The sequence below is a fragment of the Streptomyces sp. NPDC025638 genome (assembly GCF_055558775.1).
The window spans coordinates 498570-518300 of the sequence record NZ_JBVHLX010000004.1 but is presented as its reverse complement, the minus strand read 5'-3'; the positions used below and the strand labels follow the sequence as shown (position 1 = coordinate 518300).

The 19731-nt window shown below is 72.3% G+C and carries 20 protein-coding genes; 5 read left to right on the top strand and 15 right to left on the bottom strand.

What is annotated here, in order from left to right:
• Positions 1–61: 61 nt before the first annotated feature.
• On the top strand, positions 62–946 hold the full coding sequence (locus tag ACZ4EG_RS13390; protein WP_467790723.1) for an RNA polymerase sigma-70 factor: 885 nt from the start codon (positions 62–64) through the stop codon (positions 944–946).
• Between the two features lie 239 nt (positions 947–1185).
• A complete protein-coding gene (locus ACZ4EG_RS13385; protein WP_467790722.1) occupies positions 1186–1947 on the top strand; it encodes a GntR family transcriptional regulator in 762 nt (253 codons plus the stop codon).
• Between the two features lie 133 nt (positions 1948–2080).
• Here the strand turns inward: ACZ4EG_RS13385 and ACZ4EG_RS13380 are convergent, their stop codons facing one another.
• From ACZ4EG_RS13380 to ACZ4EG_RS13370, 3 genes are all read right to left on the bottom strand, one after another.
• Positions 2081–3238: an ROK family transcriptional regulator gene (locus tag ACZ4EG_RS13380; protein ID WP_453553859.1), complete on the bottom strand. Its 1158-nt coding sequence runs from the start codon at positions 3236–3238 to the stop codon at positions 2081–2083.
• A gap of 99 nt (positions 3239–3337) precedes the next feature.
• On the bottom strand, positions 3338–4000 hold the full coding sequence (locus tag ACZ4EG_RS13375; protein WP_263206198.1) for a response regulator transcription factor: 663 nt from the start codon (positions 3998–4000) through the stop codon (positions 3338–3340).
• A gap of 14 nt (positions 4001–4014) precedes the next feature.
• Positions 4015–5166 carry a sensor histidine kinase gene (locus tag ACZ4EG_RS13370; protein WP_467790721.1) on the bottom strand — a complete coding sequence of 384 codons (1152 nt, stop codon included), beginning with the start codon at positions 5164–5166 and terminating at the stop codon, positions 4015–4017.
• A 107-nt stretch (positions 5167–5273) separates the two neighbouring features.
• Here ACZ4EG_RS13370 and ACZ4EG_RS13365 point away from each other — a divergent pair, with 107 nt between their 5' ends.
• From ACZ4EG_RS13365 to ACZ4EG_RS13355, 3 genes are read left to right on the top strand one after another with little or no spacing between them, the layout of a single operon-like run.
• Complete coding sequence (locus ACZ4EG_RS13365) at positions 5274–6194, top strand: ABC transporter ATP-binding protein (RefSeq protein WP_467790720.1); 921 nt, start codon at positions 5274–5276, stop codon at positions 6192–6194.
• A gap of 2 nt (positions 6195–6196) precedes the next feature.
• On the top strand, positions 6197–6919 hold the full coding sequence (locus tag ACZ4EG_RS13360) for an ABC transporter permease (RefSeq protein WP_467790719.1): 723 nt from the start codon (positions 6197–6199) through the stop codon (positions 6917–6919).
• Between the two features lie 41 nt (positions 6920–6960).
• Positions 6961–7401 carry a hypothetical protein gene (locus ACZ4EG_RS13355; RefSeq protein WP_467790718.1) on the top strand — a complete coding sequence of 147 codons (441 nt, stop codon included), beginning with the start codon at positions 6961–6963 and terminating at the stop codon, positions 7399–7401.
• Between the two features lie 4 nt (positions 7402–7405).
• Here the strand turns inward: ACZ4EG_RS13355 and mug are convergent, their stop codons facing one another.
• The 12 genes from mug to ACZ4EG_RS13295 all read right to left on the bottom strand — a co-directional run bounded on the left by mug (position 7406) and on the right by ACZ4EG_RS13295 (position 19724).
• Positions 7406–7951 (bottom strand): G/U mismatch-specific DNA glycosylase, encoded by a 546-nt coding sequence (gene mug / locus ACZ4EG_RS13350; RefSeq protein WP_467790813.1) that lies wholly within the window; start codon positions 7949–7951, stop codon positions 7406–7408.
• Positions 7948–9390: an adenylosuccinate lyase gene (gene purB, locus ACZ4EG_RS13345; protein ID WP_453553849.1), complete on the bottom strand. Its 1443-nt coding sequence runs from the start codon at positions 9388–9390 to the stop codon at positions 7948–7950. The genes mug and purB overlap by 4 nt, the downstream gene beginning before the upstream one ends.
• 102 nt (positions 9391–9492) lie before the next feature.
• Entirely contained in the window at positions 9493–9840 is a 348-nt protein-coding gene (locus ACZ4EG_RS13340; protein ID WP_453553847.1) for a DUF4326 domain-containing protein, read from the bottom strand.
• A gap of 5 nt (positions 9841–9845) precedes the next feature.
• The gene (locus tag ACZ4EG_RS13335) at positions 9846–10637 is read right to left on the bottom strand and encodes an SGNH/GDSL hydrolase family protein (RefSeq protein ID WP_467790717.1); all 792 of its coding nucleotides are present in this window, start codon (positions 10635–10637) and stop codon (positions 9846–9848) included.
• Positions 10638–10707: 70 nt separating this feature from the next.
• A complete protein-coding gene (locus ACZ4EG_RS13330) occupies positions 10708–11721 on the bottom strand; it encodes a hemolysin family protein (RefSeq protein ID WP_453553843.1) in 1014 nt (337 codons plus the stop codon).
• Entirely contained in the window at positions 11718–13058 is a 1341-nt protein-coding gene (locus ACZ4EG_RS13325; protein WP_467790716.1) for a hemolysin family protein, read from the bottom strand. The genes ACZ4EG_RS13330 and ACZ4EG_RS13325 overlap by 4 nt, the downstream gene beginning before the upstream one ends.
• A 152-nt stretch (positions 13059–13210) precedes the next feature.
• Complete coding sequence (locus ACZ4EG_RS13320; RefSeq protein ID WP_467790715.1) at positions 13211–13636, bottom strand: GNAT family N-acetyltransferase; 426 nt, start codon at positions 13634–13636, stop codon at positions 13211–13213.
• A gap of 57 nt (positions 13637–13693) precedes the next feature.
• On the bottom strand, positions 13694–14581 hold the full coding sequence (locus tag ACZ4EG_RS13315) for an LLM class F420-dependent oxidoreductase (RefSeq protein WP_467790714.1): 888 nt from the start codon (positions 14579–14581) through the stop codon (positions 13694–13696).
• Between the two features lie 109 nt (positions 14582–14690).
• The gene (locus ACZ4EG_RS13310; RefSeq protein WP_467790713.1) at positions 14691–17258 is read right to left on the bottom strand and encodes an ABC transporter permease; all 2568 of its coding nucleotides are present in this window, start codon (positions 17256–17258) and stop codon (positions 14691–14693) included.
• Positions 17259–17262: 4 nt separating this feature from the next.
• A complete protein-coding gene (locus ACZ4EG_RS13305; RefSeq protein WP_453553833.1) occupies positions 17263–18078 on the bottom strand; it encodes an ABC transporter ATP-binding protein in 816 nt (271 codons plus the stop codon).
• Positions 18079–18236: 158 nt separating this feature from the next.
• Positions 18237–18959 (bottom strand): class I SAM-dependent methyltransferase, encoded by a 723-nt coding sequence (locus ACZ4EG_RS13300; RefSeq protein ID WP_467790712.1) that lies wholly within the window; start codon positions 18957–18959, stop codon positions 18237–18239.
• Between the two features lie 78 nt (positions 18960–19037).
• Positions 19038–19724, bottom strand: a complete 687-nt coding sequence (locus tag ACZ4EG_RS13295) for an esterase/lipase family protein (protein ID WP_453553829.1) — start codon at positions 19722–19724, stop codon at positions 19038–19040.
• Between the last annotated feature and the right edge of the window lie 7 nt (positions 19725–19731).

Below are 19731 nucleotides of genomic sequence, written 5' to 3'. Positions count from 1 at the left end.
CGCGCTCTGGACGGGTCGATTCCGCCTGGACAGCACGCGTTGTGTCGGATGGGATGGAGGCGTGAGCGCCGACACCGTGACCGACGTCTTCGAGGAGCACCGTCCCGTTCTCATGGGCGTCGCCTACCGCATGCTCGGGCGGGTGGCCGACGCGGAGGACGTGGTCCAGGACGCCTGGCTGCGCTGGTCCGGCGCGGACCGCGGCGACGTGCGCGAACCGCGCGGCTACCTGGTGCGCGTCACCACCCGGCTGGCCATCGACCGGCTCCGTCAGATCCGGGCGCGGGGCGAGGCGTACGTCGGCCCGTGGCTCCCGGAGCCGTACGTCACCGACTTCGGCGACACCGTCCCGGACACGGCGGAGCGCGCCGTGCTGGCCCATTCCGTCTCCCTCGCCGTGCTCGTCGTGCTGGAGTCGCTGTCCCCGCTGGAGCGCGCCGTGTTCGTGCTGCGGGAGGCGTTCGCCTATCCGTACGCCGACATCGCGGCCATGCTCGACCGCGGGGAGGCGGCGGTGCGTCAACTCGCCGGGCGGGCCCGCCGGCACGTCGACGAACGGCGGCCGCGCTACGAGGTCGACCCGGCCCAGCGCCGGGACCTGACGGAGCGGTTCCTCGCCGCGGCGGCCGAGGGCGACCTCGCGGGCCTGATGGCACTGCTGGCCCCCGACGTCCGCCTGGTCGGCGACAGCGGCGGCAAGGCGAAGGCACCGCTGCGGATCCTGGAGACCGCCGACAAGGTGGGCCGGTTCGTCATCGGCGCCGCGCGCAAGGACGGAGCCGGGCTGTCCTTCCGCCTCCTGGAGGTCAACGGCGGCGTCGCGGTGCTGGCCCTGTCCGGGGACAAGCCCGACAGCGTGCTGCAGATCGACGCCGCCGACGGCGTCGTCCGCGCGGTGTACGTCATCCGCAACCCCGACAAGCTGCGGTCCCTGGCCGCCCGCTGATCCGTACCGTCCGAGGCCCCCGTCGTGCGACGGGAGCTTTGCCGCGATGTCACGAACACGGCCTCGTGAGAACGCCTCATGAACGCTCCGCGGCGCCGGTCCTGTGCGTTGCGTAAGGGATCGAGGATTGGTCTTGACCAAGGGTGGGGGCCGCCCTATGGTCGCAGATAAGTGCAACAACCTTTAATAAACAAGGGCGCCAAAAACGCCGCCGGACCACGGCGATTGCGGAGGACAGGGTGGGGACCACGCAGCTGGAATCGGTGCCGGAACCGAAGTACTGGCACCTCAAGACCGTGCTCAGTGAGGCACTCGACTCCGAGTTCTCGGTCGGCGAGATCCTGCCCAACGAGCGCGACCTCGCCGCCCGCTTCGGCGTCGCCCGCGCCACGCTCCGCCAGGCCCTCGAACAGCTTGAGCTGGAAGGCCGGCTGCAGCGCCGCCGCGGCGTCGGGACGACCGTCGCCCCGCCGCGCGTCGGCGTGTCCGTCGGCGCCGAACAGCACGTCTGGCCGGGCGCCGCCGGTGACGCCTGGCAGCCCGCCGACAGCACGCGGACGGCACCGCCCGCCACCGTCGCCGTCGCCCTGGGGACCGACCCCGAGGAGCCCGTGCACATCGTGCGCCGCTCCCGTGTCTCCCACGGCCAGCCGGTCGCCGCCGAACTGCTCTACATCCCGGCCTCCTCGGTGCCCGACCTGTCGGCGATCGACGCACCGAACGGCACCGCACGCGCGCGTGCCGTCCTGCGCGAACTGCAGCGCCTGGAGCTGGAGGGCCAGGACCGCTCCGTGGAACTCGGCTCGGCCCGCGCCGACGACGCCAAGGAACTCGACCGCCTTCCCGGCGCGCCCGTCCTCGTCGTCACCACCCGCTTCTTCGCCGAGGGACGCACCGCCGCGCTCTCCGTCGCCACCTACCGCGCGGACACCTGCCGGCTGACCTTCGGCGACTCCGGCGGCGTGGAGATCCACCACGGCCCCGAGCGGCAGGCCTCGTAACCCCGCGCCACCTGAGCCCCGACACACACCGACCGCGCCCCGGAACGCCACCGGGGTGCGGTGCTTTTCCCGTCATCTGCGGCAGCACCCGACTTTCCGCAGCAGCCGTACGCCGTGCCCGCCGCGCCCGGAGTCAGCGGCGTGCGGTCACCGTGCCCTCCACCGCGAACAGCTGCTCCTCCACATGGTCCAGGGCGAGCCGTAGGGCGCCCGTGGCCACGGCCGCCTCGCCCAGGAGGGAGAGCGTCACCCTGGGGGGTCGCAGACAGTAGCGGGCCAGTTCATGGCGCAGTGGCTCCAGCACGCCGTCCAGACCGGCCGCCCAGCCGCCGACGACCACCAGCTCCGGGTCGAGGGCCAGGACCAGCGCCGCCACGTCGTGGACCAGCCGCTGGATGAAACGGTCGACGGCCGCGCGGGCCCGTTTGTCGCCCTCGCGCGCGAGCGCGAACACCTCCGCCACCGCCTGCTCGTCCAGCGGGTGCAGCGGCTCGTCCGTGGTGGACAGGAGCGTCTCCGGGGTCGCCTCCCGGCCCAGCAGATGCAGCGCGCCGATCTCACCTGCCGCCCCTCCGTACCCGCGGTGCAGCCGCCCGCCGATCAGCGAACCGGCGCCCGGGCTCAGTCCCGCCAGGACGAACACGACGTCGTCCGACTCGGTCGCGGCACCCTTCCAGTGCTCGGCGACGGCCGCGGCATTGGCGTCGTTCTCGACCAGGACCGGGCACTTGAAGGAGCGGCTGAGCCGCTCGCCGAGCCGCAGGCCCGTCCACTGGGGCAGCGCGGTGCCGAGCCGCACGGTGCCGTCGGCCTCGACGATCCCCGGTGCGCCGACGCCCACCGCACGCAGTGAGCCGCGCGCGACCCCGGCCCGGCGCAGCAGCTCGGCGACGGCCGTCCGCAACCGCTCCAGGCGCTCGTCCGCGTCGGCCGTCTCGTCGACCTCCTTGGCCTGCGCGCCCAGCACCCGGCCGTCGAGGTCGGCCAGGAGCGCGGCGACGCGGTGCGCCCCGATCTCCAGGCCCAGCAGATGTCCGGCCTCGGCCCGGAACCGGAAGCGCCGCGCGGGTCGCCCCTGACGCCGGGTGACGCCCTCCTCGGCGGCCTTCTCGACGACGAGACCGCCCTCGATGAGCCCCTCGACGACGCCCTCGACGGTCGGCCGGGACAGTCCGGTGACCCGGGTGATCTCGGTGAGCGTCGCACAGTCCGTGGCACGCAGCGCGTGCAGCACCACCGCGGAATTGATCCTTCGGAGCAGCGAGGGATCGCCGCCGGTCAGCCGCCCCAACGTCCGTCCTCCCAGCTCGTGCGCGTGTTGGGCGGATCGTACTCGGCACGGCGGAGCCGGGCGAGTGCCGGGCTGCCCGGAACGCGCGGGCGCACCGGATCAGCCGGGTGCCACGAACCCCGACTCGTACGCCGTGATCACCGCCTGGGTGCGGTCCCGGGCGCCGAGCTTCGCCAGTACGGCGCTCACATGCGACTTGACCGTCTCGGTGCCGACGACCAGCCGGTCCGCGATCTCCGCGTTCGACAGCCCCCGGGTCATCAGCCGCAGCACCTCGGCCTCCCGCTCGGTCAGCCGGGCCCGCTCCAGCACGGCGCGCGCCGCCCGGTTTCCCCCGCCGTCGCCGTACTGCGCGGCGAGTTGGCGCACCGACGCGGGGAACAGCAGCGACTCGCCCGCCGCGACCAGCCGCACGGCGTGCACGATCTCGGCGGGCCGGGCCCGCTTCAGCAGGAACCCGTCCGCGCCCGCGCGCAGCGCCTCGTACACGTACTCGTCGTTCTCGAACGTGGTCACCACCAGGATCTTCGGCGGATCGTCGACGGTGCGCAGCACCGCGCGCGTGGCCTCGATCCCGTCCAGCAGCGGCATCCGCACGTCCATGGCGACCACATCGGGCCGCAGCTGCCGCACCAACGGGATCACCGCCGCCCCGTCGGCCGCCTCGCCGGCCACCTCGATATCGGGCTGCGCCTCCAGCACGGCTCGCAGACCGGCGCGGACCAGGGGTTCGTCGTCGACTAGGAGAACGGTGACCGGCATCCGCCAAGCCTAGATCACCGCAAGGGCAGTTCGGCGTGCACCTGCCAGTCGCCCTCGTGCGGTCCGGTGTGCGCGCGCCCGCCGAGCAGGGCCGCGCGCTCGCGTATGCCCCGCAGCCCGCTGCCCCGGCCGGGACTGGGTACCGGGGCCGTGAGCGGATTGCGCACCTCCAGCGCGAGGGTGCCCCGGGCCACCGTGACACGCACCCGCACGGGCACGGCCCCCGCATGGCGCAGCACATTGGTCAGCGCCTCCTGGAGGATGCGGTAGCCCTCGCGGGAGACCGGTCCCGGCACCGTCTCCACGGGACCGGTCACCTCGGCGTCGACCTTGGCGCCGGAGGCGCGCGCGGAATCCAGGAGCCGGCCGGCGTCGGCCAGGGTGGGCCGGCCGCTCACCGGCCGCTCCGACTCGCGCAGGACACTGAGCACCCGCTCCAGGTCCTCCAGCGCGGCCCGCCCCGTCTCCTCGATGGCGCTCAGGGCGCGGTCGGTGAACTCCGGGTCGCCGGCCGTCCGCGCCGCGCCCGCCTGCACCACCGCCACCGTCAGCGCGTGCCCGATGGAGTCGTGCAGCTCACGGGCGATACGGGTGCGCTCCAGGAGCTGCTCGGTCCGCTCCTCCAAGGCGGCGAGCCGCTCGGCCGCGGACGTACCGAGCAGCCGCCGCGCTACGGCGGTGACGAGCTCGCCGAGCCCGACGAGGGCGCCGTAGAGCGCGACCAGGGGGAGCGGGATCAGCAAGGCGTAGGCCCAGTGCGGCTCCGCCCGGTCCAGTACGGGGACATCGGCAACGTGTCCCCACGCCATGCTGCCGAGTTCGTACGCGAGCAACGGCAGCCACACCGAGGCCATCGAGGTGGCCACGCCCAGGACCAGCCGCACCTCCATCCACAGCACCGTGCGCAGCCGGTCCGGCCAGGTCGCCGACGGCGTCACGGAGATCCCCGGCTCCTCCACGCCGGGCGTGAGCAGCAGCCGCGCCTGCACGCCCTCGCCCATCCGCACGACCGGGAGGAGCCCGAACGGAACGAGCACGAGCGCGGGCACCCACGGCTTCGACGAGTCGATGAACATCCACACGCTGAAGATCAGCATCGGCAGCCACAGATGCAGCAGCCGTGTGTACGTCGTCCCCCGCGTCAGCGGGCGCAGAAAGCGGGCCATCGGACCATCGTGGCAGGTGGCACCGACAACAGGCCTCCCCCGGGCGGGGGAGAGGATCTCCACCGGCGGGGGAGGAACCAACGCCCGTGAGGCGTCAGGGTGTTGCCATGACCAGCATCGAGGTACGAGACCTCACCAAGGAGTACGGCAGCCGACGGGCCGTGGACCGACTCACCTTCCGTGTCCGCCCCGGCCGCGTCACGGGCTTCCTCGGCCCCAACGGCGCCGGAAAGTCGACCACCATGCGGCTCGTCCTCGGCCTGGACCGGCCGACCTCAGGCACCGCCACGATCGGCGGCCGCGCCTACGGTGAACTCCACGATCCCCTGCGCAAGGTGGGCGCCCTGCTCGACGCGCGGGCCGCGCACGGCTCCCGCACCGCACGCGACCATCTGCGTGCCCTCGCGGCCTGCAACCGCATCCCGGACCGCAGGATCGACGCCGTGCTGGAACAGACCGGACTCGCCTCCGTGGCCCGGCGCCGGGTGAAGACGTACTCCCTCGGTATGCGCCAGCGGCTCGGCATCGCCGCCGCCCTGCTCGGCGACCCGGAGGTGATCCTGCTGGACGAGCCGGCCAACGGCCTCGACCCCGAGGGCATCGTCTGGATCCGCACCCTGCTGCGCTCACTGGCGGCGGACGGCCGGACCGTCCTGGTCTCCAGCCACCTGATGCACGAGACCGCCGCCTTCGCCGACCACCTCGTGATCCTCGGCCGCGGCCGCCTCCTCGCCGACACCCCCGTCCAGGAGTTCATCCACGCACGCGTACGGCCCCAGGTCAGGATCCGCACCACCGACGACGCCGCGCTCGGCGACCTGCTCGCCCGGCACGGTCACGACGCCTCCCGGGGCGAGGACGGGACGTGGACCGTACGCCACGCGCGCGTGGACGACCTCGGCCGCCTCATGTCCGGGGCGGGCGTGCCCGTACTGGAACTGGCCGCCCAGGAGGCCACCTTGGAGCAGGCCTACTTCGATCTGACCGCGGCCGAGGCCGAGTTCACCACCCAGCCCCAGGAGACCTGACCATGCCCTTCGCACCCGTTCTGCACGCGGAGTGGATCAAGATCCGGACACTGCGCTCGCTCGTCGGCAGCCTGGTGGCGATCCTCGTCGCCACCGCCTCCTTCTCCGCGCTGGCCTCCGCCTCCGCGGACGCGGGCACCGACGACACGGACCCGCTGTTCTCGGTGTTCTTCGGCATCAGCTTCGGGCAGATCGCCGCGATCGCCTTCGGTACGACGGCCCTGTCCTCGGAGTTCCGGGGCGGCGCGCTGCGGCTGACCCTGGCGGCCGTGCCCGACCGGCGGCGCTGGTTCGCCGCGAAGGCCACGGCGATCGCACTGCCCGTCCTCGCCGTCGGGCTGGTCACCGGGATGGTGACCTTGCTGGTGGGCAAGGCCGTCCTCGGCGCCTCCGGGCCGACCTGGGCCGAGGGAGTGCGCGGCGCGCTCGGCTGTGGCCTGCACCTCACGCTGATGGCACTGTTCGCCGCCGGACTCGCGGCCGTGCTGCGCAGCGGCGTCGCGACCCTCTCCATCCTGATCCCGTTCCTGCTGATCGTGTCCTTCGTCATCGGCGACCTGTCCGCGGGTGTCGCCGACTACCTGCCCGACCGGGCCGGCCAAGTGACCCTGCACAGCACGTGGGACGGCTCCCTCGGCCCCTGGACCGGGCTCGCGGTGACCGCGGTGTGGGCGGCGGCGGCCCTGTGCGCGGGAGCCTGGAGCATCCAGCGCAGGGATGCCTGACAGCCCGCCAATTGTCAGTGGGGCCCGCTTTACTGGATCACATGGACATCGCGAACTGCCTTGCTGTGATCGAGCGACTGTGCGTCCGGGAGTTCCCTGAGGCGGACGGCAGGACCGATGTGGGCACGGGCGGGCCGGGGTACCTGATAGCCGAGTTAGAGACCAGCGGCGATTTCTACGAGGACGACGGCACCGAGCGGGAGGAGACGGAGGCGCAGTACGAGGCCGACCGGGACGCGTTGGCGGAGCGGCTGGCCGAGCGGTGGGGACCGGCGGACGTGTTCAGCCTGGACAGCGTGTTCCGGCGCGGCATGGAGGGGGAGGAGCCGGCGGAGCCGTGGGGCACGCTCGCCTCGCACGTCCCCGATGTGCATCTGTGGCGGACGGAGTCGGGCCGCTGGCTCGCGCTGGGCGTGTCCCAGTGGGACACCGAACTGCCCTTCCAGCTGCTGGCGGTGGTCACCGAGACCGACCCGCCCTGACCCGTCAGGTCCGCGCGGCCTCCCGCAACCGCCCGAACTCCTCCGCCATCGTCGCCGCCGTCCAATGGGCGTTCAGCCCGCTGGGATTGGGCAGCACCCACACGCGCGTGTCCCCGATCGTCCGCTCCTGCGGCCCCACCTGGGCCCCGCGGTCCCCGAAGGCGGCCCGGTAGGCGGTCACCCCGACCACGGCCAGCCACGTCGGCCGCAGTCGCGTCACCTTCGCCGACAGCAGCCGCCCGCCCTCCACGTACTCCTGGGGCGTCAGCTCGCCGGCCCGCGCGGTCGCCCGCGCCACGACGTTGGTGATGCCGAGTCCGTACGACAGCAACTCCTGCTGCTCCGCGGGCTTCATCAGCCTCGGCGTGAACCCGGACCGATGCAGCACCGGCCAGAACCGGTTCCCGGGACGGGCGAAGTGGTGACCCGTCGCCGCCGTCATCAGCCCGGGGTTGATCCCGCAGAACAGCACCTGGAGACCGGCCGCGACCACGTCGGGGACGAGACGGTCGCGGGCAGCCTCCAGTTCCGCCTGGGTGAAGCGTGTCAGAGGATCGCCCCCGGTGTGTAACCGGCGGCCTCCGGGTGCTGCTTGACGATCTCCTGGATGCGGCCGACGACGACACCCACCTGATCGGCGGCGGCGCCGGTGAAGGACAGCTTGTCGGCCATCAGCTCGGCGAGCTGCGCGCGGTCGAGCGGGAGGCGCTCGTCGGCGGCCAGCTTGTCGAGCAGGTCGTTGCGCTCAGCGCCCTGCTCGCGCATCGCGAGCGCGGTGGCGACCGCGTTCTCCTTGATCGCCTCGTGCGCCACCTCACGGCCGACGCCCGCGCGAACCGCGCCCATCAGCACCTTGGTGGTGGCGAGGAACGGCAGGTAGCGATCGAGCTCACGGGCGACGACCGCCGGGAAGGCACCGAACTCGTCGAGCACGGTCAGGAAGGTCTCCAGCAGACCGTCGAGCGCGAAGAAGGCGTCCGGCAGGGCGACCCGGCGCACCACCGAGCAGGACACGTCACCCTCGTTCCACTGGTCGCCCGCCAGCTCGCCCGTCATCGAGGCGTAGCCGCGCAGGATGACCATGAGGCCGTTGACGCGCTCGCAGGAGCGGGTGTTCATCTTGTGCGGCATCGCGGACGAGCCGACCTGACCGGGCTTGAAGCCCTCGGTCACCAGCTCGTGCCCGGCCATCAGCCGGATCGTCTTGGCCAGCGAGGACGGCGCCGCCGCCAGCTGCACCAGCGCGGTCACGACCTCGTAGTCCAGCGAGCGCGGGTAGACCTGGCCGACCGAGGTGAAGGCCCGCGAGAAGCCGAGGTGCGCCGCGATCCGGTCCTCCAGCTCGGCGAGCTTCGACGCGTCGCCGCCCAGCAGGTCCAGCATGTCCTGCGCCGTACCGACCGGGCCCTTGATGCCGCGCAGCGGGTAGCGGGACAGAAGCTCCTCGACGCGGCCGTGGGCGACGAGCAACTCGTCGGCCGCGGTCGCGAAGCGCTTGCCGAGGGTGGTGGCCTGGGCGGCGACGTTGTGGGACCGGCCGGCCATGACCAGCTCGGCGTACTCGCCGGCCAGCCTGCCCAGCCGCGCCAGGACGGCCACCGTACGGTCGCGCATCAGCTCCAGCGAGAGCCGGATCTGCAGCTGCTCGACGTTCTCCGTCAGGTCGCGGGAGGTCATGCCCTTGTGCACGTGCTCGTGCCCGGCGAGGTCGTTGAACTCCTCGATACGGGCCTTCACGTCGTGCCGCGTGACCTTCTCGCGCTCGGCGATCGAGGCCAGGTCGACGGTGTCGAGGACGCGCTCGTAGTCGGCGATCGCCTCGTCCGGCACCTCGATGCCGAGGTCCTTCTGGGCGCGCAGCACGGCGAGCCAGAGCTGCCGCTCCAGCTTCACCTTCTGCTCGGGGGACCAGAGCGTGGCGAGCTCGGCGGAGGCGTAGCGTCCGGCGAGGACGTTCGGGATGCGGGGCTTGGCGGGCGCTGAAGTCACGTAGACGGATTCTACTGGCGATTCATGCAGGCCAGCGCCACGGGGCCGTTCGGCGGAACCTACAAGGGGCCGGCGAGGCCCAGGACACATCGTTCCCGAGGCCTAGGACACGTCGTCCGTGTCGGCCAGTTCCGCCAGCACGTCCGCATGGCACGGCTCGGGTGCGCACCAGCAGGCCAGCCTTTTCCCGCGCAGCTCCGGCACCAGGTCGAGCAGCTCGGGCCGCTCCAGTAGGTACGCCCGGTACATCGCGATGACCTCGGCCCGGGTGCCCTGCCGCTTCTTCTTCGGGGTGTCGTAGGCGAAGGGGTTGTACAGCGGGTGCCGGGGCAGGTCCCAGCCGCCCAGCGTCCAGCGCCGGCCGACATAGACCACGTCCTCGGGGGCGTGCTCCAGCCGCGGGCCGAACTCGTGGATCCGGCCCCGGACGTTGATCACCCGCGTGGTCACGGCCGCTACGCCGCCGGACCCTCGTACGGCAGCAGTTCCGGCCGCTTCGCCGGGCGGCCGTCCCCGGACGAGCGGCCGGTCAGTCGGCGGCCGATCCACGGCAGCAGGTGCTGCTTGGCGAACCGCGCGTCCGCGGCCCGCCGGGTGACCCAACCCGGTGGCGGCGTGGCCGCCATCGCGGTGCGCCACTCGGTGTCCTCGGGCGGGTAGCCGAGCGTCTGCCAGACCGCCTCGGCGACCCGCCGGTGCCCCTCGGCCGTCAGATGCAGCCGGTCCACGTCCCACATCCGCGGGTCGGCCAGCGAGGGCGCCCCGTAGAGGTCCACCACCACCGCGCCGTGCCGCTCCGCCAGCTCGTCGACGCAGGTGAACAGCTCCTCCATGCGCGGCCGGAACCGCTCCAGGACAGGACCCTGGCGGCCGGGGCTGCGCATCAGCACCAGCTGCCCGCAGGCGGGCGCCAGGCGCTCCACGGCCTCCGTCAGCAGACCCTTCACCCGTCCCATGTCGCACTTGGGCCGCAGCGTGTCGTTGAGCCCGCCGACCAGAGTGATCACATCGGGGTTCATGGCCGCCGCCACGTCGATCTGCTCGTCGACGATCTGCCCGATCAGCTTGCCCCGCACCGCCAGGTTGGCGTACCGGAAGCCGGGGCTGCGGGCGGCCATCCGCGCCGCGAGGAGGTCGGCCCAGCCCCGGTAGGAGCCGTCCGGCAGCAGGTCCGACATGCCCTCGGTGAAGGAGTCGCCGATCGCGACCAGGCTGGTGTGCGTGGGGTGTGTGGGATTCGTCTGCATGGCGACAGCGATGGTATCCGGGCTCCATACCCAGCGGTCGGTCGGCCCCTGACCGCCGACCCGGGAGCGGTCAGGCGTGCTGCCCGAAGAGCTCCCGCAGCACGTCCTCCATCGTCACCAGCCCCGCAAGCCGTCCGTCCGCGCCGAGCACGCCCGCCACATGCGTACGGCTGCCCCGCATCGCGGTGAGCACGTCGTCCAGCGGGGTGTTCTCCCGCACGCGCGCGATCGGCCGCATGTCCCGCAGCCGGAACGCCTCGTCCCGCGGCGAGGCGTCCAGGGCGTCCTTGACGTGCAGATAGCCCACGATCCGACGGCCCTCGTCCACCACGGGGAAACGGGAGAAGCCCGACTCCGCCGACAGCCGCTCCACCTGCTCCGGAGTGACACCCACGCGCGCGTAGACGACACGTTCCAGCGGGACCACGACGTCCCGCACCGGCCGGCTGCCCAGCTCCAGGGCGTCGTGCAGCCGCTCCCGCGCCCGGTCGTCGATCAGGCCCGCGTCGCCGGCGGCCTTGACGATCTGGGCCAGTTCCGCGTCCGAGAAGGTCGCCGCCACCTCGCTCCTGGTCTCCACCCTGAGCAGCTTGAGCAGACCGTTCGCGAACGCGTTGACCGTGAAGATCACCGGACGCAACGCACGGGCCAGGGCGACCAGGGGCGGGCCGAGCAGCAGCGCGCTGCGCACCGGTTCGGCGAGCGCGATGTTCTTCGGCACCATCTCGCCGAGCAACATGTGCAGATACGTCGCCAGCGTCAGCGCGATCACGAAGGACACGACGTGACCCGCGCCCTCGGGCACGCCCAGCGCATGGAACACGGGCTCCAGCAGATGCGCGATCGCCGGCTCCGCGACCACACCCAGCACCAGCGTGCACAGCGTGATGCCGAGCTGGGCGGCCGCCAGCAGCGCCGACACGTGCTCCAGGCCCCACAGCACGGCCTTCGCGCGCCGGTCGCCCTGCTCGGCGTGCGGCTCGACCTGGCTGCGGCGCACCGAGATCAGCGCGAACTCGGCTCCGACGAAGAAGGCGTTGGCGACCAGCGTCGTCAGACCGATCAGCAACTGTACGGCGGTCACTTCGCGCCCTCCCCCTGCGTGCTCTGCTCGTCGTCGAGCGGCGCGTGCAGCAGCACCCGGGCCGCCCGGCGCCCCGACGCGTCCACCACGTCCAGCCGCCAGCCGGCCACCTCGACGCGGTCACCGGTCCGCGGTATGCGGCCCAGTGCGGTCGCGATGAGGCCGGCCAGTGTCTCGTACGGCCCCTCGGGTGCCCGGAGGCCGACGCGCGCGAGCTGGTCCGTGCGGGCGGCACCGTCCGCCGAGTACAGCGCCCGGCCCTCCTCGTCGGCCCCGGCGGGGGCGAGATCGGGGGTCTCGTGCGGGTCGTGCTCGTCCCGCACCTCGCCGACGACCTCCTCGACGATGTCCTCCAGGGTCGCGACGCCCGCCGTACCGCCGTACTCGTCGATGACCACGGCCATCGTGCGCTTGCCGGAGAGCCGGTCGAGGAGCCGGTCGACGGTGAGCGACTCGGGGACCAGCAGGGGCTCGCGCATCACCTGGGAGACGGGCCGGTGCGGCCGCTCGTCGGCGGGCAGGGCCAGGACGTCCTTGATGTGGGCGATGCCGACGACCGAGTCGAGACTGCCGCGGTACACGGGGAACCGGGACAGTCCGGTCGCACGGGTCGCGTTCGCCACGTCCTCGCAGGTGGCCTGGACATCCAGGGCGACGACCTGGACGCGCGGCGTCATCACGTTCTCCGAGCTGAGGTCGGCGAGGTTCAGGGTCCGTACGAACAGTTCGGCGGTGTCGGCCTCCAGGGCGCCCTCCTTGGCGGAGTACCGGGCCAGCGCCACCAGCTCCTGGGGCCCGCGCGCGGAGGCCAGCTCCTCGGCGGGCTCGACACCGAAACGGCGCACCACATGGTTGGCCGTGTTGTTGAGGTGGGTGATGAAGGGGCGGAAGGCGGCGCTGAACAGGCGCTGCGGATTGCCCACCCGCTTCGCCACGGCCAGCGGCGAGGAGATCGCCCAGTTCTTGGGCACCAGCTCGCCGACGACCATCAGGAACACGGTCGACAGAGCCGTGCCCAGCACCAGCGCGACCGAACTCGCCGTGCCCGAGGAGAGCCCGAGCGCCTCCAGTGGGCCCGCGATCAGTTTGGCGATCGACGGCTCGGAGAGCATGCCGACCACCAGGTTGGTGACGGTGATGCCGAGCTGCGCGCCGGAGAGCTGGAACGTCAGGCTCCGTACGGCCTTGAGGGCGCCCGCCGCGCCGCGCTCGCCGCGTTCGGCGGCCCGCTCCAGCTCGCCGCGCTCGACCGTGGTCAGCGAGAACTCGGCGGCGACGAAGGCACCACAGGCGATCGAGAGCAGCACCGCCACGAGCAGGAGGAGCACTTCGGTCATCGGGTCACCTCCGTCCCATCGTCGGACAGGGCAGGGGGGAACGCGCGATGTCGTTGGCCGGGAGGCTCGCCCATGGGCGGACGCTCACACCTTTCGTCGGAGGCCGAGTGGCCGGAGTCGTTCCCTCAATAGTAAAGGACGGGCAAAGTGACTCAGTCGGTCAGCGGCTTCACCCAGCGCCGCCAGTGCTCCTCCGGCGCGTACCCGGACGCCCGCCAGGCGTGCTGAGCGGTCTCGTTGCGGACCAGCACCATGGCGTCCCCGCGCCGGCCGCCCAGCCGTACGAACCGCTCCTCGGCGGCGGCCAGGAGCGCCGAGCCGATGCCCTGCCGACGCCGCCCGGGATGCACCGCGAGCCGGTACAGATGACAGCGCCAGCCGTCGAAGCCCGCGATCACCGTGCCGACCAGCTCCCCGCCCAGCTCCGCCAGGATGAGCGCCTCGGGGTCGCGGGCGACCAGCCGCTCCACACCGTCCCGGTCGTCGCTGATGCTCGTGCCCTCCGCGGCCGACTTCCAGAAGGCCAGCACGGTGTCGTGGTCGTCGGGTCCGGCGGCCCGTATACGCAGTTCCGTCATGCGGACGATCACACCACGGGCCATGGAACCCGACGCGGAATTCCGGCATGCGGACGGCTACTCGCCGCGCAACTCCGCGATCACCGGCGCGAACTCCTCCATGTACGGCTCCAGCACGGTCAGATACGAGAACCCGTACCGCTCGCGCCGCGCCCGCACCTGCTCGACGAGCCGCTCCAGCGGGCCGGCCAGCACGATGGGCAGCTCCAGGGCCTGTTCGGCGGTGAGTTGCGGCTGGCGCTCCAGCAGCGGTTTGAGCGCGGTTCCGGGGTCGTCCGTGAGAGCCACCGTCTGGAGGAGCAGGTTCAGCTCGGCGGGCTCCGTTCGTCCGGCCGCCAGTTCCCGGTAGCGGCCCACGCGCTCGTCCAGCTCCCCGGCTGTCATGGGCCGCAGCCGTCCCGTCGTGCTCCCCGGCACCAGCCCGACCCCCGTGAAGCCGGCGATGTCGGCGTGCTCGGCGGTCAGGCGCAGGACACGGTCGCCGTTGCCGCCGATCAGCAGCGGGACCCGCGACTGAGCCGGGCGGGGCTGGTGGTCCGCGGAGCCGAGCAGCCGGTCCAGTTCCTCGACCGTGCGCCGGAGATGGTCCACCCGCTCGCGCGGTGAGCCGTAGGGCAGGCCGGCCGTGTCGTGCTCCGCCTGTACGTAGCCGGTGCCGAGGCCGAGTTCCAGGCGGCCGCCGGTCAGCGCGTCGGTCGTCGCCGCCTCACGGGCCAGCAGCGCCGGGTTCCAGAAGCCCGCGTTGAGCACGAATGTGCCCAGGCGCGGCCGCTCGGTCGCCTCGCCGGCCGCCACCAGCGCCGGGAACGGCGCGGGCATGCCGAGGTGGTCGGGGACGAGGATCACGTCGTACCCGAGCTCCTCGGCACGCCGGCACTTGGCGCGCCACTGTGCGGTCGGCGCGGGAGCGAGCAGGTTGACCCCGAAGCGGAACGGACGCGGCATGAACTCTCCTCGACGGACGTGACTTGAGATTCCGCCGCGATTCCATCACCCGCGGGCGATGGCCGTCGGCACGTTCCTCACGCATGCGCGGCGGCCGCCGGCACCTTCGTCATTCGTGTGCGATGGCCGCCAGCACATTCATGCGGGAGGCACGCAACGCCGGCAGCAGTGCCGCCACGATGCCCACGACCGCGGAGCCGATGACGACCGCGACGATCGTGCCCCAGGGGATCGCGAGCGCCGTCATGCCCTGCAGCGCCAGCACCTGCTGGGTGCACACGCCCCACACCAGTCCCAGCGCCAGCCCCAGGACCGCGCCGAACACCGCGATCACCACCGACTCCAGCCGGATCATCCGGCGCAGCTGCCGCCGGGCGAGCCCGATCGCGCGCAGCAGGCCGATCTCCCGCGTACGTTCCACCACCGACAGGGCGAGGGTGTTGACGACACCCAGTACCGCGATGACGATCGCGAGACCGAGCAGCGCGTACACCAGGTACAGCAGCACCGCGATCTGGTCGTGGACCAGCTTCTTGTAGTCGGCCTGGTCGCGCACCTGCACCTGCGGATACGCGGCGAGGGTCTTCTCCAGGCGCGAGCGCAGCTGGTCGGCGGAGGTGCCGGAGGACTTGTTGACGTACAGGGACGCGTCCTGGCCCCCGGGCACGTACTTCTCGGCCGTGCCGATGCCGAAGAACAGCCCGCCCTGCATGCCGAACCCGCCGGAGCCGGCCTGGTCGGTGAGCGCGCCGACCTTCATCTCGGTCGTCCGGCCGCCCGGGAACTCGACCGGGATCACACTGCCGAGGCGCACCTTGTGGTCCTTGGCGAAGTCGGAGTCCATGCCGAGGCTGCCGTCCGCCAGCGCGGCCGCGGTGTTGCCGCTCGCGTAGGTGACGTGGGCGACGTCGTCGACCCGGGAGTCGTAGCCGGCGGCGGTCGTCTTGATCCGCTTGCCGTCCGGCAGCCGCACCGCCACGGGCGCGAACCGCTGCCGTACGACCAGGCCCACCCCCTCCGTGCCGCGCACCTTGTCGGTGATCTCCTTGGTGAACGGCAGGAAGTTGCTGTTCTGCACGACGAAGTCGGCGCCGAGCGTCTTGTCGATCTGCTGGTCGAACGACTTGGACATGGAGGCGCTCGCCACCGACATCCCGCCGACCAGGGCCAGTCCGACCATCAGGGCGGCCGCGGTGGCGCCGGTGCGGCGCGGGTTGCGCAGCGCGTTGCGCTGGCTCATCCGGCCGACGGAACCGAACAGCGCGGGGAAGGCCCCGCCGAGGACGTGGATCACCGGCCGGACGAGCAGCGGTCCGGCTATCACGGTCGCGATGAGCGTCAGGACGACACCGAGGCCGAGGAACGAGGCCGCCGAACTCGTCCTGGTCGCCGTCGCGCACCCGGCGAGCGCGGCCGCGCCGGCCGCCCCGACGACGGATCCGACGATCGCCCGCGTCCGCAACGGCCGCCCCACACCGGCGATCTCGGCGTCCGCGAGCGCCGCCATCGGCGACACGGTCGCCGCGCGCCGGGCGGGCAGATACGCCGCGACGAAGGTGACGCCGACACCGACGACGTACGCCGCGACGGGGGTCGGCCATCCGACGACCATCTCGGTCGCCTTGAGGTTCATGCCGAACGCGCTCATCAGCTTGATCAGCCCGAACGCGAGGCCGATCCCGGCCGCCAGACCCAGTGAGGAGCCGACCACGCCGAGCAGCACCGCCTCGGTCAGCACGGACCGACGCACCTGGCGCCGGTCGGCGCCCAGGGCACGCAGCAGGCCGAGTTCGCGGGTGCGCTGGGCGATCAGCATGGAGAAGGTGTTGACGATCAGGAAGATGCCGACCAGGACCGCGATCCCGGCGAAGCCGAGCATCACGTACTTGATCACGTCGAGGAATCCGCCGAGGTCGGCGGCGTCCGACTTGGCCTGCTCGTCGGCTGTCCTCAAGTCGTAGCCGCCGGTGCCGATCGCCTGGCCGACGCGCTGTTTGAGCACGTCGTCGGTCACGCCCTTCGCCGCGTCCACCGAGATGGCGGTGGCCTGTTCGGCGGAGCCGAGCAGTTCGCGGGCGGCCACGGCGGGGTCGAGGAAGACGAGCGCCGCGCCCGGGTTGGTGGTGGTGAAGGTGGCGATGCCGACGACCCGCACCTCGAAGGTGCCCGGCTGAGCCTGCACGGTGAGCGTGTCGCCGATCCGTACGTGCTTCTTGTCGGCGGTGTCCGCGTCGAGGAGCGCCTCGCCCGCGCCGCGCGGGGCGTGGCCGGAGGTCAGCTTCACCGGACTGCGGTCGGTGACGTACCAGTCGGTGGCGATGGTCGGGGCGCCCGTGGTCGGGCCGACGGACTTGTTCTTGCTGTCGACCACCACGATGTTCTGCACGGACACGTCCGCGTGGGTCGCCGCGACCCCGTCGACCTTCGCGACCTGGTCCGCGAGGGCCGCGGGGACGGTCGGCACGGCGCCGGTCGGCACGGACGACTTGAGGTCCTCCTTCGGCCCCACCGTCACATCGGCGGCGGTGGAGGCGAAGAGCCGGTCGAAGGTGCGGCTGACCGTGTCGGAGAAGATCAGGCTGCCCGCGACGAACGCCACGGACAGGACGACGGCCAGCGCGGACAGCAGCAGCCGTCCCTTGTGGGCGAGGAAGCTTCTGAGAGTTGCCTTCAGCACCGGGTCAGTCCTCCTCGGCGGCGCCGTCGCCGTCGCCGTCGAACGAGCCGCGTGCCACGTCGAACCGCTTCATCCGCTCCAGGACCGCCTCCGCCGTCGGCTGCTCCATCCGGTCCACGATCCGTCCGTCGGCGAGGAAGAGGACCAGGTCGGAGTGGGCGGCCGCGCCCGGGTCGTGGGTCACCATGACGACCGTCTGTCCGAGGTCGTCCACGGCGTCCCGCAGGATCCCCAGCACTTCGAGGCCGGCGCGCGAGTCGAGGTTGCCGGTCGGCTCGTCGGCGAAGATCAGCTCGGGCCGGGAGGCCAGCGCCCGCGCACAGGCGACGCGCTGCTGCTGTCCGCCGGACAGCTGCGTGGGCCGGTGCCCCAGCCGGTCGCGCAGCCCGAGGGTGTCGATGACCTGGTCCAGCCACTTCTCGTCGGGCTTCTTGCCCGCGATGTCCATGGGCAGGGTGATGTTCTCGGCCGCGTTCAGCGTCGGGATGAGGTTGAACGACTGGAACATGAAGCCGATCCGGTCCCGGCGCAGCCGAGTCAGCTCCCGCTCCTTCAGACCCGTGATCTCGGTGTCGCCGAGCCACACCTGACCGGCGGAGACGCTGTCGAGCCCCGCCAGACAGTGCATGAGGGTGGACTTGCCGGAGCCCGAGGGCCCCATGACCGCGGTGAAGCGGCCACGGGCTATGTCCACGTCCACCGAGTCGAGGGCGCGCACCGTGGTTTCGCCCGAGCCGTACGCCTTCGTCAGACCACGCGCACGGGCGGCGGTCCCGTCGACCGACCGCCCCGGCGGGTGCTCCGCAGCAGGTGTGGACAAGGCCGCCTCCTCGCTCGCCTGGACTTCAGCACTCCCTTGCCGCGGCCGAGCCTAGTGTGACGGTGGGCACAGCCGGTATCCCCCCTGTGGCCGAGGCGGTCTCCGCCCCAGGAAGGGTCCCTGATACCGGTGTAAGGGGCAGCCTTCACCCCGCTGGATCAGCTCTCCGCCGCGCCCGATGCGCGATCGGCGGCCCCCTCGGCGTGGCCGGGGCGTCGTGCCGAGCCCAGTACGCAGTACGAGGTGGGCAGCTTCGGCCCCTTCTCCGGCATCAGCACCTGCCGGTACGGGCCGAGTTCGAACCCGGCCTCGCGCAGCGCGGCGACCGGTTCCCGGGCCAGGTGGCAGCCGCCGCTCAGCGCGGGCCACAGCGTGCGGTCCAGGGCGCGCTGGGTGAAGGTCATCGCCCGGCCGCCGCCCCGGCCGTGCTCGAAGAACCGCACCTCGCCGCCGGGGCGCAGCACGCGCCGCAGCTCCCCGAGGGCGCGCGGTACGTCACGGACGCTGCACAGCACCAGGGACAGCACGGCCGCGTCGTAGGCCTCGCTCTTCACCGGGAGCGCCTCCGCCGCACCCGGCACCACGTCCACCGGCACCTCGCAGCGCCGGGCTGCCTGCACGGCCAACTGCCGCAGCAGGCGCTCCGGTTCGATCGCGACCACCTCCGACACCGTGCCCGGGTAGTGCGCGAAGTTCAGTCCGTTGCCCGCGCCGATCTCGATCACGCGCCCGGACAGTCCGGCCAGCAGCCGGTCGCGCACCCGGGCCATGCCGAGTCTGGTCTCGGCGCGTGTACTGACGCGGGCGTAGCAGCGGGCGAACAGCGGGTGGTGGACGGGATCCCGCGCCAACTTGCCGGAGTCCGCGGGTCGAACCCCCATGGCAACCTCCCAGACAGGACGGCCAGGTCGTACGGGGATTGTCCCCCGTGGGAGCCCGTCACACCCCCCGCCACGGGCTCACGCGATGAAGTCGCGCACCTGTTCGTATATGCCGTGGTCGTTGTTGGTGTCGGTGTGCGAGACGCAGCCGACGTCGACGTTGGCCGCCCCGCTCAGCTGCGCCGAGGAGTCCGGGTTGATCGCCTCGTCGCAGTGCGACCAGTAGGCCGCGTACGACAGGCTGCCCGGGGTCTCGTCACCGGAGTTCAGCGCGGTCAGGAACGAGCTGCCCGTCTGCATCTCCTTGCAGGACGTGTACAGCCACCCGCACAGGGAGGCGATGTCGGTGCCGTGGTTCACCCCGGCGACCGACACGAAGTCGTCGACGTACGACGTCCCGCCGAGGTTCTTCAGGTAGTACCGGCCGCTGAGCGCGCCCATGGAGTGGACGACCAGGTCGACCTTCGAGGCGCCGGTCTTCGCGAGCACGTTCTTGACCTCGGTGGCCAGCTGCGAGGCCGTGGTGGCGTTGGACTGGGACCAGTCGTAGGACCACGCGAACAGCTCCGAGGACGAGTAGCCGTCGGCCTCGAAGTCCGCGACCCAGTCGTTCCAGCTGCTCGACGAGCTGCTGATCCCGTGCACGAACACGATCGGATTGTGGCTCGCCGCGTGCGCCGGGGCCGCGGTGAGGGGGAGCGACAGAAGGAGCGATGCGGTCATCGCCGACAGTGCCGTGGCGATGCGACGCTTGTGGCGTTGCATGGATGCC

Excerpts from the sequence above, each read along its gene's own strand:
- ACZ4EG_RS13360 (WP_467790719.1), top strand. The coding sequence starts at position 6,197 with ATGCCCTTCGCACCCGTTCTGCACGCGGAGTGGATCAAGATCCGGACA.
- ACZ4EG_RS13355 (WP_467790718.1), top strand. The coding sequence starts at position 6,961 with ATGGACATCGCGAACTGCCTTGCTGTGATCGAGCGACTGTGCGTCCGG.
- ACZ4EG_RS13320 (WP_467790715.1), bottom strand. The coding sequence starts at position 13,636 with ATGACGGAACTGCGTATACGGGCCGCCGGACCCGACGACCACGACACC.
- ACZ4EG_RS13315 (WP_467790714.1), bottom strand. The coding sequence starts at position 14,581 with ATGCCGCGTCCGTTCCGCTTCGGGGTCAACCTGCTCGCTCCCGCGCCG.
- ACZ4EG_RS13325 (WP_467790716.1), bottom strand. The coding sequence starts at position 13,058 with ATGACCGAAGTGCTCCTCCTGCTCGTGGCGGTGCTGCTCTCGATCGCC.
- ACZ4EG_RS13295 (WP_453553829.1), bottom strand. The coding sequence starts at position 19,724 with ATGCAACGCCACAAGCGTCGCATCGCCACGGCACTGTCGGCGATGACC.
- ACZ4EG_RS13335 (WP_467790717.1), bottom strand. The coding sequence starts at position 10,637 with ATGCAGACGAATCCCACACACCCCACGCACACCAGCCTGGTCGCGATC.
- ACZ4EG_RS13375 (WP_263206198.1), bottom strand. The coding sequence starts at position 4,000 with ATGCCGGTCACCGTTCTCCTAGTCGACGACGAACCCCTGGTCCGCGCC.
- ACZ4EG_RS13370 (WP_467790721.1), bottom strand. The coding sequence starts at position 5,166 with ATGGCCCGCTTTCTGCGCCCGCTGACGCGGGGGACGACGTACACACGG.
- ACZ4EG_RS13300 (WP_467790712.1), bottom strand. The coding sequence starts at position 18,959 with ATGGGGGTTCGACCCGCGGACTCCGGCAAGTTGGCGCGGGATCCCGTC.
- ACZ4EG_RS13365 (WP_467790720.1), top strand. The coding sequence starts at position 5,274 with ATGACCAGCATCGAGGTACGAGACCTCACCAAGGAGTACGGCAGCCGA.